We start from the raw sequence: 16,865 nt of genomic DNA, 5'->3' as shown, positions 1-16,865 counted from the left end.
GCTGTTTGATTATCACTTGGTTTGTTAAATTTTTCCAGCATTAAGATTTTCCTTTTTAAGGGGAATCATTCGGTAAGTCATCTTTAAATGTAAAAAAGGCACTATTATGAGTGCCTTTTAATATACTTAATTGTCAAATTAACACGTGTTTTAGCGTGTCCATATCCAGTTTTCAATCTCTATTGGGTCGACCCCATTTGCTTTAATATAGTTGCGATGATCAACTAGTTTTTGCAGCATATTTGTGGTGATAGAGACGTGCACCGTTTCATCAATAACGCCCTGTTGGAAAAGCTTGTAGGCCATATCAATAACTAAGTGATAGCGTGAAGTGCCATTACGTACACCCATATCAAATGGTGTAGTTGTTGAGCCTTCTTCTTCATAACCTTTGATTCTAAATCGGCGGCTGCCTTTGTAATCAAAAACTAATTTTTTGATAGTATTTGGGTATCCATGATAGTTAAATACCACGCCTTTATCTTGAGTAAATATTTCGTCCATTAACCAAGGTTTTTCTTTAAACTTGCGGCTACCTAAGCCATCACTGCTTAATTCGGTGACGCTTACGAAGCGAATTCTTACTCTAGGTAGCAATTCTCTAATGGCTACTAAAGCTGCCATACATTCTTGAGTGACATAATCACCACAGCCTGCTAGTACAATATCTGGATTTTCATCTGATGCAAAATCCCACACCATCACACCATCTTTTGCTTGTTTACGGGCTTCTTCTAAGCTCAACCATTGTGGTAGTTCTTTTTTACCAGCAACTAAAATGTTGAGTTTGTCGCGATCAGCATAAGCACGTTCAGTATAAACCAGTGTACTGTTGGCATCAGCAGGCAAGTATGCTGAAATGATCTTAGGATGCTTCTCTAGCATAGCGCCTAAGAACGATGGGTTTTGATGTGAATAACCATTGTGATCTTGACGTTCTAGGAGCGAAGACAATACGACGTTGCATGCTGGCAATGGTTTACGGAAATGTACACCTTGGCTTGCATAGACGTATTTACAGTATTGATCAGCCATCGATGAAATCACTTGCGAGAAGGCTTCGTAAGTTGGCAGCATACCGTGACGACCTGTCACTGTGTAGCCGTGAAGCATACCAAACAGTAAGTTTTCAGAAAGGAGTTCAATTACTCGTCCTTCGCGAGACATATCTTCATCCCAGCTCTCAATCGGCCATTGCCATGCACGATCGGTTTCTTCAAATACAGCTTGAAGTTGATTTGAATAGGTTTCGTCAGGGCTGAAAATACGTAAGTTACGTTGATCACGGTTTAATTTAAATGCGTCACGCATCCATTCGCCCATTTTCAACATTGAGTATCCACGATGACCACGTGGTACTTCGGGGCCATAACAGAGTTTTTCGAGATCTGGGTTGTTTAAGGCTCTAACGACTTCACCACCATAGGTCAAATGTTGACGACCACAGGCAAGTTGTTTTGGTGGAATGAGTGAACAAATATCGGCATCAAAAATCAATTCGCCTTTGTCATTCATTTGATAAAGTTCTTGGAAGTTATAACTAGCCAACCAATTATCTAACGCTTCTAAATGACCTTTATCGGTGGCACATTTATTAACGATCACTTGGTGTGATTCGCAGTTACCTTCTAGCTTTTTACCACTATATTCACTTACGCCCGTCCAACCTTTGGCCGTGCGCATTAAAATGACGGGCCATTTAGGCTTAACAACATCTTCACCGCTGCGTGCGCGGCGTTGGATATCATTGATCATGGTATAAGCGGTATCCATGGCATTAGTCATCTGCACATAAATATCTTCAGCTAATTCGTTATCCACTATGATGGGAAAGTAGCCAAGACCACGGAACTCCATATCCAATTCTTCATGGCTCATACGACCCATGCGCGTTGGTCCAGAAATTTTATAACCATTAATATGTACAATCGGTAAAACTGCACCACTTGTCGCAGGAGAAACTAAGCGGTTTGCATACCAAGATGCGGCTAATGGGCCAGTTTCAGCCTCACCGTCACCAATTAAAACGGTTGCGATTAAATCTGGATTATCTAATACAGCACCCCAACCAACAGAGAGTGAATAACCGAGTTCACCCCCTTCGAGGATTTGTCCTGGGGCTTCAGGGTTTGCATGTGAAGGGTAACCATAAGCGGCGGAGAACTTCTTACAAATATCTTCGATACCGGTTTCATTGTAAGGGATCGTTTCTGGATAGAAGTGGCTTAATGAGCCTTCTATAAATAAGTTTGCTTGTACTGCAGGAAAACCATGACCAGGACCAACTAAATAAATGAATGAGCGATTATGCTTTACGATCAGTCTATTAATGTTAGCGTAAACAAAGTTAATCCCAGGGCAAGTTCCCCAATGTCCCAATAAACGCGGCTTAATATCGGTGTGGGCAAGTGGACGCTTATGCAGGACGTTTTGTTTGAGATAAATTTGCGAGGTCGCAAGAAAGTTAGTCGCTCTGACGTATTTTTTCAGAGCATTGATTTCGTGTACTTGTGTCATATTAAGCCTCACTAAAACAAACAAGAGATAATTGAAGTTTCTATGGGATTACTATATTTGTAATTTTATTACAAAAATGTGCCCAACATCCAAGTTTTGAAAGTTGTTTTTACTGTTAAAATAAATGATGTATCTAGATAGTTTTGTTAGTGTTGATTTAACAGTAGCTTATCTTGAGCTGTACTTAGTAATATCCAGGTTGTTTGAAACTACAAGTGTGAGCTTGATCACATGGTTGATTTCGAATATTGTGCTATTTTGCTGCGTTGAATTCGGTAGCTGTGATGTTGTAAAGTCACAGATGGATAATTTAAACAATTAAATCTGCCGAAATTCTTACCTTTAATCTTGTAAAGATTCATTCACCATTGATGTTGTGCCTTTAATTATGATTAGGGGGCATTTGCTACGGGAATAAGTAAAATAATATGTTAGAAACCATAGTTAATTTTTTGAATGCGCTACTTTGGGGCAAATTATTAGTGTACGGGTTAGTAGGAGCGGGTCTCTACTTTACGGTAAGGCTTGGCTTTATCCAATTAACCTACTTTAAACACTCCATCAAAGTCATGACCATAAGCCGCCAGGGTTGCGATAGCGGTCTGTCTTCATTTCAAGTCTTTTGTACCAGTATGGCCGCCCGTGTCGGTGCAGGTAATATGGCCGGTGTTGCTGTTGCTATTGGTGCTGCAGGCCCTGGCGCAGTATTTTGGATGTGGGTAATTGCTGTTTTGGGTATGGCGACCGCTATGGTTGAATCAACCTTAGCGCAAGTTTATAAAGTAAGAGATAACGATGGCCAGTTTCGCGGTGGTCCTTCTTACTACATGGAGAAAGGATTAGGGCAACGCTGGATGGGCGTATTGTTTGCTTTCTTCCTGATTATCGCATTTGGTTTAGTATTTAATGCCGTACAGGCTAATACCATTACCGGTGCTATGGAGCGTGTATTTGGTCTAGATCCCACTTATGTCGGTATTGGATTAGTTATCGCCAGTGGTTTTGTAATTATTGGTGGTTTACGTAAAGTTGCCCGAGTGTCTGAGTTTATCGTGCCTATTATGGCGCTTGCCTACATTCTTGTTGCATTTATTATTGTTATTTTCAATATAGAACAATTGCCTGCAATTATTAGTTTAATTGTGAAGAGTGCTTTTGGTTGGCAAGAAGCCGCTGCTGGTGGTGTGGCTTATACTGTGGCACAGGCGATGCAAGCTGGTATTGCTCGTGGTTTGTTCTCGAATGAGGCTGGTATGGGTAGCGCGGCTAACGTTGCAGCAAGTGCATCACCTAATCCGAATCATCCAGCATCCCAAGGCTTTGTACAAATGATGGGCGTATTTGTTGATACTATCGTTATTTGTACGGCAACGGCTGCGATCATTCTACTTTCTGGTGATATTGGCTCAAGTGATGATGGTATTCGTCTCACTATTAATGCGATGTCATCCCATGTTGGTGATTGGGGGGGAGCATTTATTGCGGTGGCGATCTTCTTATTCTGTTTTACATCTATCATAGCCAACTACTCGTACGCTGAGACAAATGTGATGTTTTTAACCGGAAATAGTACTAAAGCGTTACCTTTGTTCCGCTTGTGTGTTCTCGGTATGGTCATGTTTGGCGCGGTTGCTAAGATAAGCTTGGTGTGGGATCTTGCTGACGTTTCAATGGGGTTAATGGCTATCGTTAACATTGTGGCCCTATTGCTATTATCGAGCTTGGCGATTCGTGTAATTAATGATTATCGCGACCAAATTAAAGCCGGTAAAACACCCGAGTTTGACCGTAGTAAATTTCCAGAGTTATTAGATCAGCTTGACGATGATATTTGGCAAGATACCACCATGGCACCTGCTAAAAAGTCTTAAGCATTGTTTGATTTAATTATTAACGAGATATAAAACGGATAGCTATAATCGAAAAAACCACGCTGTTAAAGCGTGGTTTTTTTATTTTCGTTCAGTATCATAGTGACTTATTATTGTTTTATGTTAGGAGTTTTTAATGTTGATATTAGTTTCACCTGCGAAAACCCTAGATTTTGAACAGCCAGCTTTAACCAAAGAGCACTCACAATCTGACTTTTTAACGTCTAGTCAGGAGTTGATCCAAGTCTGCCAACAATTGACGCCTGCAGATATAGCCTCTTTAATGAAAGTAAGCGACAAAATTGCGGGTTTAAACGCGGCGCGTTTTGGGCAATGGCAGCCAAACCTGAATTTAGATAATGCTAAGCAAGCTATTTTTGCTTTTAGAGGGGATGTGTACACGGGGTTTGATGCCGATACTTTATCTGAAACTGAGATAACTCAAACTCAGTCACAGTTACGTATTTTATCGGGTCTTTATGGCTTATTAAGACCACTCGATTTAATTTTACCTTACCGCTTAGAAATGGGTACATCGTTAGCAAATCCTAAAGGTAAAAACCTCTATGAGTTTTGGGGCGACACATTAACTGAAGCTGTGAATAAAGCACTCGTAGAACACGAGAACGACATTATTATTAATCTTGCTTCTAATGAATATTTTAAGGCGATAAAAGTTAAAAAACTTCAAGGGCAATTAATTACGCCTGCCTTTAAAGATTGTAAAAAGGGCCAATATAAAGTCATCAGTTTTTTTGCTAAACGTGCTCGCGGTATGATGGCGAGATATCTTATTCAGAACCAAGTTAATAGTTTAGCCGGACTAAAAGCATTTGATGTTGCAGGTTATTATTATAGTGAAGAACAAAGTTCTCCAGCGACACCTACATTTTTACGCGATGAACAATAGCAGAATATTAAGATGACTTTTATGAGTAGAGAACCGCTAATCCTGTCCTCTACTCATATAGCGCTACTCTTTAGATGAACGGGTAAAAGGTGTTAGTACTATGGTTGAGTTTGCCATGATATAAGCAAATTGTGCATAAGCAGCAACGTTTTGAGCTAACGCTGCGGGATCTATTTTATCTAAAGTATCATTTGGTGTGTGATGGTAATCGAAGTAATCGTGACCATCTTGTCTCAGTGAGGCAACCGGTACACCTAAAGCGGGCAGCATAGACACATCAGGCCCACCAGAAGCTTGGTTATTACCCAATATAACACTATTGAATGACATTGGGCTCAGTGCCTTTTGTACCGCTGTAAATGCGCTCTCGTTAACCTTGGTATCGATTTGATAGATTCGGCCTGCCCCAAAATCAGATTCTGCGGCAATATAGTGCAATGGCAGTTCGGCTTTATGTGCTTCTGCATAAGCTTTTCCGCCCATAAGCCCAATCTCTTCAGCAGCATATAACACGACTCTCACAGTGCGTGCGGGTTTTATGGGTAAATCTTGAATATGCTTAGCTGCCGCCGTTACAATTGCCACTCCCGCGCCATCATCAATAGCACCCGTACCTTCATCCCACGAATCTAAGTGCGCGCCAATAAGGACGATTTCATTGGGTTTACTGCTGCCTGTTACTTCTGCAATCACATTGTAAGAAGTATTAAAGCCTAAGTCTTTGGGTGACATATATAATTCAAGTATTGCATTGGGATCGCGCTTGAGTAGTGCATTGACTAAATCGGCATCAGGATTTGACATGGCAGCAGCAGGGATCTGGGGAACGCCATCTTGATAGCGCATAATGCCAGTATGAGCCATGCGGTCATGGTCTGTGCCTATGGAGCGAATTACGATAGCAACAGCCCCTTTTTGTGCTGCTACGACAGCCCCTTTTGAACGTCCGCCGACACTTTTACCATACCCTTCACCGGTTATATGACGTTCTGTTTTTTGATCAATAAAGGCAATCTTACCTTCGACCGCTTCAGGCTTAGCTTGCTGAAGTGCTTCTAAACTATCAAAACGTACTATTTGAGCCTGTATTCCACTGCTCGGTGTTGCAATACTTCCCCCTAGCGCTGTGATGACAAGAGGCTGCTCTACTGGAGAAAGGATTCTGGCGTTAGCTTCGCCTCGTTCCCAAATAGGAACTTGTACCGGTTCTTTATAAACACGATCAAATCCAAGACTTGTTAGCTTATTCATTGCCCAATTTACCGCGATAATATCTTTTGGGCTTCCAGCGAGTCTTGGGCCAACCTCAACGGTAAGAGATTCGACTAAATCGTAGCCTAATTGGGAGGATAGTGCCGCTTGCTGTAATTTAACGACTTCAGTCGTAGGAGCTATTTTAACTTGGGTTTGACAGGCACTTACACTGGCGATTATAAGACTTGAGAGCAGAGTTTTTTGATAGGGCTTCATTAGATTTCCTTTGTTTTTATTAAGCATGTCCCATTTTTAAAAACAATCTAGCAAAAAGTGTGCTTTATGTCCCGACTATATCCGTAAGGCAACGCTATATTAGCGTAGGGGTTAGTTTTAGGAGATAAAGTGCGTAATGAATATTGAATTAATGCAGGAGCGAGCCGACCACGCTGTAGTACTTTTAAAGGCTCTGGCAAATGAACGCCGTTTATTTATTCTTTGTTATTTATTAAATGAAGGAGAAATGTGCGTTGGCGAAATGAATAAGAAATTAGGCTTAAGTCAATCAGCACTATCACAACATCTTGCTTGGTTACGCAAAGATAATTTGGTCACCACACGCAAAGAAGCACAAACAGTATTTTATTCGCTTAAAAGCGATGAAGTGCGGGAGATGATTCACTTACTAAATAATATTTATTGTCACTAAATTATATTTTTTAGATATAAAAAAACCGGCAATTGCCGGTTTTTTTCATTTGCTATTAATAGATTAAGCAGCGATTGCTTTGATCTTAGCATTCAAACGAGCCTTCTGACGGCCAGCTTTATTCTTATGAATAAGGCCTTTAGTCGCCATACGGTCAACGATTGGTTGTGCAACAGCAAAAGCTTCTGTTGCTGCTTTGTGATCGCCTGCTTTAATTGCAGCGATTACTTTTTTAACGTATGTACGTAACATTGAGCGACGGCTGGCGTTATGCTGACGACGCTTTTCAGACTGAAGCGCGCGCTTCTTTGCAGACTTGCTATTAGCCAAGGTGCAACTCCTAAAAACTGGATTTGATACTTTTAAAGGCCGAGGAATATGCCTGCATTTAGTCACTTTGTCAATGACTATGATTGAATATTCATCATAAAGATAAATTAATCCAACCTGCCTTGGCTATCTTCAACCCAACTCGTGTAATATGTGGCGCAATTCTAGCAGCTATTACCGCAGTGTGACAGAGCCTGAATCGATTTTTTGAGATGTATCACCTAATCAATTCGATATGGGTCTGGGGGACGTTTGAGTAGAAAATTATTAAGATCGGGTATGATCGTTAGCGCTATGACATTGATATCGCGCGTTTTAGGCCTTGTAAGAGATGTCGTTGTTGCTAATTTAATGGGTGCAGGGACCAGTGCAGACGTGTTTTTCTTTGCCAATAAAATTCCTAACTTTTTACGCCGTTTGTTTGCTGAAGGTGCTTTTGCACAAGCATTTGTGCCTGTTTTAACCGAGTATCAAGAAAAACACACCGCCGAAGAAACCCGTGACTTACTCAGTAAGGTCGCTGGAACATTAGGCCTACTTGTTACAATAGTGACTCTTGTGGGTGTTATTGCCTCACCGGTATTATCGGCTTTGTTTGGTGGTGGCTGGTTTATTGCTTGGCTTAACAATGAGCCTGATGGCGCTAAATTTGAGCTGGCTACCGTTGTACTTAAAATTACTTTTCCTTATTTGTGGTTTATTACTTTTACAGCATTGGCGGGGTCTATTTTAAATACTCGTGGACGTTTTGCTGTTTCAGCATTTACCCCCGTATTTCTCAATGTGGCGATAATTACTGCGGCTATCGTCTATGCGCCAACGTCGACACAACCAGAAATTACACTGGCTTGGGGCGTTTTTTGTGGCGGGTTAATTCAGTTTTTATTTCAAATTCCTTTTTTGTTGCGTGAAAAAGTACTCGTAAAACCGTCTTGGGGATGGCATCACCCCGGAGTGGTTAAAATAAGAACCTTGATGATCCCCGCTTTATTTGGTGTATCTGTTTCACAGATAAATTTATTATTTGATACCTTCATCGCCAGCTTTTTGATGACAGGGTCAATTAGTTGGCTCTACTACGCCGATCGCTTATTAGAGTTCCCGTTGGGGTTATTTGGTATTGCGATAGGCACAGTTATTTTACCTGCACTGTCACGAAATCATATCAATGCTGAGGGTGAAGGTTTTGGCAAAACGATGGATTGGGGAGTGAAGGCGATTTTGTTATTAGGTTTGCCTGCGATGATGGGCTTAATTGTGCTCGCAAAACCTATGTTAATGGTGTTATTTATGCGCGGCGCTTTTTCGATACATGATGTAGAAATGGCTTCTTATAGTTTGATGGCTTATGGCAGTGGTTTACTCAGTTTTATGCTGATAAAGGTACTGGCTCCTGGTTACTACTCCCGTCAAGATACTAAAACGCCTGTGCGTTACGGCATTATCGCTATGGTCACTAACATGGGCTTTAATTTATTGTTTGCTATTCCTTTTGGTTATGTTGGGCTGGCTATTGCGACTTCGATGTCAGCATTGCTTAATGCCACCTTACTTTACCGTGGATTGCATTTAGCCGGTGTTTATCGCGTTTCTAAGCCGACAATGGTGTTTTTTGCTAAAGCCGTGGTTTCTACTGCCTTGATGGTGATAGTCTTATATTACTTTTTGCCTTCGCAACAAATTTGGTTGAACTGGCATTTGCTTGAGCGGGCAAAAGCCTTGATTGGCTTGATTTCAGTGGGGGCTTTGAGTTACTTACTGGGGTTGCTTTTACTCGGAATTCGTCCTTGGTCCATTAAACGGGGAGTTTGATTGCTGATTCTCATCGCTAGCTGTTATATAATCAGCCGATTTGCGCTTAGCAGTTGTCTAAAGTTATGGAATTAATCCGCGGTACACATAACATTTTGTCATCTCATCACGGTTGCGTGTTGACGATAGGTAATTTTGACGGCGTTCACCGTGGTCATGCGCAAGTCATCGCTAACTTAGTGCGTAAAGCAAGACAATTAGGATTACCTTCTACTTTAATGACCTTTGAGCCACAGCCACAAGAGTTATTTTGCGGCAATAATGCGCCCGCTCGCCTGAGTCTATTGCGTGACAAAGTCATGCTGCTTGCGGAATTGGGTGTTGAGCGGTTAGTGTGTATTAACTTTAACCGTGCTTTTGCGAGTCAACCAGCAGAGCATTTTATTGAAGAATTGTTGGTGCGTAAGCTAGGTGTAAAATACCTCGTTGTGGGCGATGATTTTTGCTTTGGTCAAGGCCGTAAAGGTAATTTTGACATGCTTGTGCAGGCAGGTATTCAATATGGCTTTACCGTGGTCAGCACTCAAAGCTTTATGCTGGGCTCGCTAAGAGTAAGCTCTACCGCTGTGCGTGAACAATTGGCAAAGGGTAATCTTGAGCAGGCTAGGCGCTTACTCGGTCATCCTTTTACCTTGAGTGGTCGTGTGGCACATGGGCAAAAAATTGGCCGCACTATAGGTTTTCCCACTGCCAATATCGCTTTAAAGCGTAATGTTGTGCCTGTGCGCGGTGTGTTTGCGGTCAAATGTTATTGGGATAACAGCGATATTTATGAGGGCGTAGCCAATATTGGCTTTCGTCCTACAGTCAACGGTCAAGTGTGTCAGCTGGAAGTGCATCTTTTTGATTTTGAAGGTGACATTTATGGCAAACATGTTGAAGTCGAGTTAGTAGCTAAACTCCGTGATGAACAACTTTTTGACTCATTGGATGCGCTTAAACAACAGATTTTGAATGATGCAAATGAAGCCCGAGCTTTATTTGGTAATGATGCAGGCTAAAATTTATCAGTTTAATTAACGGTATAGGATCAATGAGCGACTATAAATTTACTTTGAATTTGCCGGAAACAGAGTTTCCGATGCGTGGTAATTTGGCAAATCGTGAGCCAGAGATGTTAGAGCGCTGGACAAAAGACGGTTTGTATCAGCAGATCCGCGATAGCCGAATTGGTCGTACTCCTTTCATTTTGCATGACGGCCCACCGTATGCCAATGGCAGTATTCATATTGGTCACTCAGTGAATAAGATCCTCAAGGACATTATTGTTAAGTCAAAAACTATGTCTGGTTTTGACGCGCCTTATGTACCAGGTTGGGATTGTCACGGCTTACCTATTGAACTAAAAGTTGAGCAAAAAGTTGGTAAGCCGGGTCAAAAAATTACCGCAGCAGAATTCCGTGAAGAATGCCGCAAATATGCGGCAGAGCAAGTCAACGGTCAACGCGAAGATTTTATCCGTTTGGGCGTATTGGGTGATTGGCAAAACCCGTATCTAACAATGGATTTTTCAACTGAAGCCAATATCGTTCGTTCTTTATCTAAAGTCATTGAAAGCGGTCATTTGCATAAAGGCGTGAAGCCAGTGCATTGGTGTACTGATTGTGGTTCTGCATTAGCTGAAGCCGAAGTAGAATACGAAGACAAAACATCACCGGCTATTGATGTGGCATTTGTTGCCGTAGATAGCAAAGCTGTTGCGGCTAAGTTTGGGGTAAGCAATTACTCACATCCTGTTTCTATGGTGATTTGGACAACCACACCCTGGACTTTACCTGCGAACCGCGCCTTGTCTTTAAGCGCTAATCTGGATTACAGCTTAGTCGAGTTTGAAAAAGACGGCGTAACACAAGCGCTTATTTTAGCAGAAGTGTTAGCTGAATCTTGCCTGACTCGTTATAACGTTGAACAGCATATTGTACTAGGCTCAGCCAAAGGCGAAGAGTTTGATCTTATTCGCTTTAAACACCCATTCTTAGATTTTGATGTGCCTGCTATTTTAGGTGACCACGTTACTACTGATGCGGGTACCGGTATTGTTCATACCGCGCCAGGCCATGGTCAAGACGATTTTGTGGTTGGGCAAAAGTACGGTTTAGAAGTAGCAAACCCTGTTGGTGACAACGGTGTATACAAGCCTGATACCGAGTTTTTTGCAGGTCAGCATGTATTTAAAGCTAACGATAACGTGGTTGCTTTACTGAGAGAAAAGAGCGCCTTGCTGAATCACGTGGCTTACCGTCATAGCTATCCACATTGCTGGCGCCACAAAACACCGATCATCTTCCGTGCGACGCCGCAGTGGTTTATCTCTATGGATAACCATGGCCTGCGTACGCAAGCATTGAAAGAAATCGAACAGACCCAATGGATCCCTGATTGGGGCCAAAGTCGAATTGAAAAAATGGTTGAAAACCGTCCTGACTGGTGTATCTCACGCCAACGCACTTGGGGAGTGCCTATCACGCTGTTTGTGAATCGTGAAACCGAAGAGTTGCACCCAGATAGCGTGTCACTAATGGAACGTGTTGCTAATCGCATTGAACAGCAAGGCATTCAGGCTTGGTGGGATCTCGATACTGCCGAGTTACTCGGCGATGAAGCGGATCAATACCGTAAAGTAACTGATACCTTAGATGTGTGGTTTGACTCAGGGTCTACTTTCTCGTCAGTGGTAGCCGCGCGTCCTGAATTTAAAGGACATGGCGTTGACTTGTATCTAGAAGGGAGCGACCAACATCGCGGCTGGTTTATGTCATCTTTGATGATTTCAACTGCAATGAATGGCAAGGCGCCGTACAAGCAAGTACTTACCCACGGTTTTACTGTCGATGGCAAAGGCCGCAAGATGTCAAAATCTATCGGTAACGTGATTGCACCACAAACGGTAACTAATAAATTAGGCGCCGATATTCTGCGTTTATGGGTTGCGGCAACAGACTATAGCGGCGAGATGACGGTTTCTGACGAAATCTTAAATCGCAGCGCCGATGCCTATCGTCGTATTCGTAATACTGCACGTTTCCTATTAGCCAACTTAAACGGTTTCGATCCTACTAAAGACTTAGTCGCCGTTGAAGATATGGTGGCGTTAGATCGCTGGGTTGTGCGCCGTGCTGCTGCGCTGCAGCAGGAAATTATTGAAGCCTATGAGCAATATAACTTCCATATCGTAACGCAAAAACTGATGCAGTTCTGTTCAGTTGAATTAGGCAGTTTCTATCTAGACATTATCAAAGATCGTCAATACACGGCTAAGCAAGAAGGCCATGCACGTCGCAGCTGTCAATCGGCGTTGTATTTGATTTCTGAGGCCATGGTACGTTGGATTGCGCCAATTCTAAGTTTTACTGCCGATGAAGTATGGCAACTATTGCCTGGCGAGCGTGAAGCCTATGTCTTTACTCAAGAATGGTATCAAGGTTTGAAATCAGTCACTTTAGCGACGGACTTAAGCGACGATTATTGGCAGCAACTGCTAACCGTGCGTAACGAAGTCAATAAAGTGATTGAACAAGCTCGCCGTGATAAACGTATCGGTGGTTCATTAGAAGCGGAAGTGACTTTGTTTGCCGATGCAGCTTTGACTGAGCAATTAACCCATATCGGCGATGAGCTAAGATTTGTGTTATTGACCTCTGAAGCCAAAGTCTTGCCTTTAGCGAATGCGACATCGGAAGCGGTTGAAACTGAGCTGGCATCATTGAAATTAGTTGTTGCTTCAAGCACAGCAGAGAAGTGTGAGCGTTGTTGGCACCACAGAGAAGAGGTCGGCACCATTGAAGCCCACCCAACACTCTGTACTCGCTGCGTAACAAACATTGAAGGCGACGGCGAAGTTCGTCAGTTTGCGTAACGGCTTAGGTAAAGGAAAGTTATGCCATTAACTTGGAAGGACAGTGGCTTACGTTGGTATTGGGTGGCTGTATTGGTGTTTTTAGCCGATCAGCTATCTAAACAATGGGTCTTAGCTAATTTTGATTTGTATGAATCAGTTAAATTATTGCCATTTTTTAATTTCACTTATGTGCGTAACTACGGTGCCGCATTTAGTTTTTTAAGTGAGGCTGGCGGTTGGCAGCGTTGGTTATTTACGATTGTCGCAGTTGGATTTAGCACTTTACTGACAGTGTGGTTGCGTAAGCAATCTGCTTCGTTGTGGAAACTAAATCTGGCCTACACCTTAGTGATTGGCGGTGCATTAGGTAATTTGGTCGACAGATTAATGCATGGCTTTGTGATTGATTTTATCGATTTTTACTGGAATAAAAGCCATTACCCCGCGTTCAATATCGCTGATGCTGCTATTTGTATTGGTGCCGTATTGATTATTTGGGATGCATTTTTAAGTGGTAAGTCTGAAACGGCTAGCGACAAAGGGGTTGAAAAGTGACTGTAACACGTTCTTTATTATGCCATATGAATATTGTGCTTTCTGATGGTTCAACCGCTGATAGCACTAAAGCTTCAGGTAAGCCTGCTCGATTAAATGTGGGTGACGGTACGCTGAGCCCTGCATTTGAAGCGCAATTGGTAACGCTTGCTGAAGGTGACAAGCACAGTTTTACGCTTGAAGCGATTGATGCCTTTGGTGAATCGAATCCTGATGCTATTCATTATCTAGATAGAAGCCGTTTTCCGGCAGACATGAGTTTAGAAGCGGGCGTGATTGTTAGCTTTGCTGGTCCTGGTGGCAGTGAAATCCCTGGTATTGTGCGCGATGTCGCGGGTGATTCCATTACTGTTGATCTGAATCATCCTCTGGCTGGGCATAAAATCACATTTGAACTGGACGTTGTAAAGGTACTTTAAGATGAAACTCGATCCTACTAGCCCAAGTTTAAATATTATGCTTGCCAATCCGCGTGGTTTTTGTGCGGGTGTCGATCGTGCTATCAGTATTGTTGAGCGGGCGTTGGAATTGTTTTCACCGCCTATTTATGTGCGTCATGAAGTCGTACATAACCGTTATGTCGTACAAAATCTGAAGGATCGAGGGGCGATTTTTGTTGAAGAGTTAGATCAGGTGCCAGACAACAACATTGTTATTTTCAGTGCTCATGGTGTATCTCAAGCGGTGAGACAAGAAGCTAAAGCCCGTGGTTTAAGAGTGTTTGACGCAACGTGTCCTTTAGTCACTAAAGTCCACCTTCAAGTCACCCGCGCCAGTCGTAAAGGTATTGAATGTATCTTGATTGGCCACGAAGGCCATCCTGAAGTCGAAGGGACTATGGGGCAGTACGATAACCCCAATGGAGGTGTTTATCTTATTGAATCTCCAGCAGACGTAGAGACACTTGTTGTTCGTGACCCGAATAATCTATGTTTTGTCACACAAACGACTCTGTCAGTAGATGACACCCTCGATATTATTGCCGCGTTACTGAAACGCTTTCCGTCTATCGAAGGCCCGCGTAAAGATGATATCTGCTATGCCACGCAGAATCGTCAAGATGCAGTGCGTAATCTCTCAGCGGATGTTGATTTATTGATTGTCGTTGGTTCAAAAAATAGCTCTAACTCTAATCGTTTACGCGAGTTAGCATTAAAGACAGGGACACAATCTTATTTAGTGGATACCGCTGATGATGTTGAATCAAACTGGTTTGAGAACGTGAATCGTGTAGCGGTAACAGCAGGCGCCTCAGCCCCTGAGGTTTTGGTCCAGCAAGTTGTTCAGGCTATTGCTAAGTTAGCACCTAGCGTGGTGACTGAAGTTGAAGGCCGTAAAGAAGACACAGTGTTTGCGGTACCCGCCGAATTGCGCTAAAACGATGGAGATTAATCATTAATAACAAAGAGGCGAAAGCCTCTTTTTTATTATCTTAAATTCGTTCAAAGCATAATGATGTCAATGCTTATATACTAATGTTACTGGCTACTTACATTTTACTCATATATCATTAACTGTTATTAATTTATTATCGTAAGACTAAGATTTTTAAAGATAAACACTCGGACATTTGTTAACGATATGAAAAACACCAAATGCTTTACTCAAAAAATATTTCAGCGAGGCTTCTCATTAATCGAAGTGCTTGTCGCATTGGTGATTTTAGTCATTGGCTTAATTGGAATTTTTAATCTACATATCGTAGCAAAACGTGGCAGTTTCGAGTCATTTCAACAAACTCAAGCCTCTTATTATGCAAATGACATGATAAACAGAATTAAATTAAATCGCACTGAAATGAGTAAGTATCATGATACATATTCTAGTGTCACATCCTCACCAAGCCCTATTTGTCAAGGTGCTAATTTATGTACGCCTAGTCAACTAGTATTAGCTGATAAATACGAGTGGAAACAAGCTATCTTTGGAGAAACCGAGAAAGTTGCAGGAAAGGCTGTCGGTGGATTAGACACTCCTACTGGGTGCGTTAAGATTTGGAGGGAGAAGGTGATAAACCCTGCTACTGGAAAATATGAAGAAATTGGTGAGCTTACAAGGGAAGTAACTGTAACTATATCATGGCAAGGTATCAGCAGTACATCGGATGCGGGTGGCGATTGTGGTACGGCAAGCACTCGGCGACGAGTTTATTCAATCCAAACAGTGATTATGTAAATGACACAATCAGTTCTTAAGTTAAAGCGCTTTCAATTTGGTATGTCACTTGTTGAGCTTATGGTGGCTATGGTCATTGGGCTATTTTTAACTGCTGGCGTATTCACCATGTTCAATATGTCTTCATCTAATGTGACAACAACAAGCCAATTTAATCAGTTACAAGAAAATGGTCGAATTGCATTATCGATTATGGAACGAGATATCACTCAACTCGGTTTTATGGGGGATATGACGGGGACGGATTTTATTCTTGGTAGCAATACGACTGTAGATGCTGAAATTTCTAAGAAAGATTGTATTGGCGCTGGATTAAATAACGCTACTTTACCTAACAATCAACCTGCACATTTTAGATTGTTATGGGGTGATACAAGTACAAAAGATGGAGCTACTTCACTAGCATGCCTGTCTGGTGTTAAATCTGACACCGATGTACTTCAGTTAAAAAGGTTAATTGGTCCAACTGCAGTTGCCAATTCAACAGGGTATTACGTTGCTGCAACATCGAGTCAAGCCATATTTTTTAATTCAGGAGCCCCTTCTGTAGCCCTTCCAAATGCTCGAGTCTGGGAGTATCAGCATCATGTTTATTATATCGATGAAGCCAATAACACGCCTATGTTAAATCGAAAAACGCTGACTAATTTAGGCATGAATAATGATGAGCAACTGGTGGAGGGTATTGAAAATATTCGTTTTTTGTATGGTTTTGATGACAATGGTGACGGAACGCCAGACAGTTTTATGCCTGCATCAAGTGTCACATCATTAATGTGGGATAACGAAGGCTTTCAGCGATTAGTTGCCATTAAAGTGTATGTGCTGGTTCGAGCAATTAAAGCCGACAGCACTTTTACCAATCGGTGTTTTTCAAGATAGTTGTCACTCTTTGTTTAAATATTAAGCTGCATTTATTACGCCTTCTTCTGGTGCCTTATCTGGGTTGAGTGT

Annotated in this window: 14 protein-coding genes; 11 read left to right on the top strand and 3 right to left on the bottom strand. The window is 42.1% G+C overall.

Going from position 1 to position 16,865, the window contains the following annotated elements; translation table 11 throughout:
- Nucleotides 1–150: 150 nt before the first annotated feature.
- Nucleotides 151–2,517 (bottom strand): phosphoketolase family protein, encoded by a 2,367-nt coding sequence (locus L2717_RS15860; protein ID WP_220774786.1) that lies wholly within the window; start codon nucleotides 2,515–2,517, stop codon nucleotides 151–153.
- A gap of 428 nt (nucleotides 2,518–2,945) precedes the next feature.
- On the opposite strand from L2717_RS15860, the gene L2717_RS15855 reads away from it, so the two are divergent.
- Together L2717_RS15855 and yaaA are read left to right on the top strand one after the other, a co-directional pair.
- Entirely contained in the window at nucleotides 2,946–4,388 is a 1,443-nt protein-coding gene (locus tag L2717_RS15855) for an alanine/glycine:cation symporter family protein (RefSeq protein ID WP_220774787.1), read from the top strand.
- 136 nt (nucleotides 4,389–4,524) lie between these two features.
- Nucleotides 4,525–5,298 (top strand): peroxide stress protein YaaA, encoded by a 774-nt coding sequence (gene yaaA, locus L2717_RS15850; RefSeq protein ID WP_220774788.1) that lies wholly within the window; start codon nucleotides 4,525–4,527, stop codon nucleotides 5,296–5,298.
- Nucleotides 5,299–5,361: 63 nt separating this feature from the next.
- On the opposite strand, the gene L2717_RS15845 is transcribed toward yaaA, so the two are convergent.
- Nucleotides 5,362–6,768, bottom strand: coding sequence for a M28 family metallopeptidase (locus tag L2717_RS15845; RefSeq protein ID WP_220774789.1), 1,407 nt, complete (start codon nucleotides 6,766–6,768; stop codon nucleotides 5,362–5,364).
- A gap of 136 nt (nucleotides 6,769–6,904) precedes the next feature.
- Between L2717_RS15845 and L2717_RS15840 the strand changes: the two genes are divergently transcribed.
- Nucleotides 6,905–7,201, top strand: coding sequence for an ArsR/SmtB family transcription factor (locus L2717_RS15840; RefSeq protein WP_006084975.1), 297 nt, complete (start codon nucleotides 6,905–6,907; stop codon nucleotides 7,199–7,201).
- A gap of 63 nt (nucleotides 7,202–7,264) precedes the next feature.
- On the opposite strand, the gene rpsT is transcribed toward L2717_RS15840, so the two are convergent.
- Nucleotides 7,265–7,531 carry a 30S ribosomal protein S20 gene (gene rpsT, locus L2717_RS15835; protein WP_076497041.1) on the bottom strand — a complete coding sequence of 89 codons (267 nt, stop codon included), beginning with the start codon at nucleotides 7,529–7,531 and terminating at the stop codon, nucleotides 7,265–7,267.
- Nucleotides 7,532–7,783: 252 nt separating this feature from the next.
- Between rpsT and murJ the strand changes: the two genes are divergently transcribed.
- From murJ to L2717_RS15795, 8 genes are all read left to right on the top strand, one after another.
- Complete coding sequence (murJ, locus tag L2717_RS15830) at nucleotides 7,784–9,343, top strand: murein biosynthesis integral membrane protein MurJ (RefSeq protein ID WP_220774706.1); 1,560 nt, start codon at nucleotides 7,784–7,786, stop codon at nucleotides 9,341–9,343.
- Between the two features lie 65 nt (nucleotides 9,344–9,408).
- A complete protein-coding gene (gene ribF, locus L2717_RS15825) occupies nucleotides 9,409–10,344 on the top strand; it encodes a bifunctional riboflavin kinase/FAD synthetase (RefSeq protein ID WP_076497039.1) in 936 nt (311 codons plus the stop codon).
- Between the two features lie 32 nt (nucleotides 10,345–10,376).
- Nucleotides 10,377–13,199, top strand: coding sequence for an isoleucine--tRNA ligase (gene ileS, locus L2717_RS15820; RefSeq protein WP_220774707.1), 2,823 nt, complete (start codon nucleotides 10,377–10,379; stop codon nucleotides 13,197–13,199).
- Between the two features lie 21 nt (nucleotides 13,200–13,220).
- Nucleotides 13,221–13,736, top strand: a complete 516-nt coding sequence (lspA, locus tag L2717_RS15815; RefSeq protein WP_220774708.1) for a signal peptidase II — start codon at nucleotides 13,221–13,223, stop codon at nucleotides 13,734–13,736.
- On the top strand, nucleotides 13,733–14,155 hold the full coding sequence (gene fkpB, locus L2717_RS15810) for an FKBP-type peptidyl-prolyl cis-trans isomerase (protein ID WP_076497036.1): 423 nt from the start codon (nucleotides 13,733–13,735) through the stop codon (nucleotides 14,153–14,155). The genes lspA and fkpB overlap by 4 nt, the downstream gene beginning before the upstream one ends.
- Before the next feature lies 1 nt (nucleotide 14,156).
- A complete protein-coding gene (gene ispH / locus L2717_RS15805; RefSeq protein ID WP_220774709.1) occupies nucleotides 14,157–15,113 on the top strand; it encodes a 4-hydroxy-3-methylbut-2-enyl diphosphate reductase in 957 nt (318 codons plus the stop codon).
- A 204-nt stretch (nucleotides 15,114–15,317) separates the two neighbouring features.
- Nucleotides 15,318–15,911, top strand: a complete 594-nt coding sequence (gene pilV, locus L2717_RS15800) for a type IV pilus modification protein PilV (RefSeq protein WP_248938095.1) — start codon at nucleotides 15,318–15,320, stop codon at nucleotides 15,909–15,911.
- Nucleotides 15,912–16,793 (top strand): PilW family protein, encoded by an 882-nt coding sequence (locus L2717_RS15795; RefSeq protein WP_220775166.1) that lies wholly within the window; start codon nucleotides 15,912–15,914, stop codon nucleotides 16,791–16,793.
- Nucleotides 16,794–16,865 lie beyond the last annotated feature (72 nt).

Origin of the sequence: Shewanella glacialipiscicola (assembly GCF_023283485.1) — a bacterium.
Taxonomy (GTDB): Bacteria; Pseudomonadota; Gammaproteobacteria; order Enterobacterales; family Shewanellaceae; genus Shewanella; species Shewanella glacialipiscicola.
Note: the sequence above shows the minus strand (reverse complement) of the source record. Positions and strands in the feature narration are given on the sequence as shown.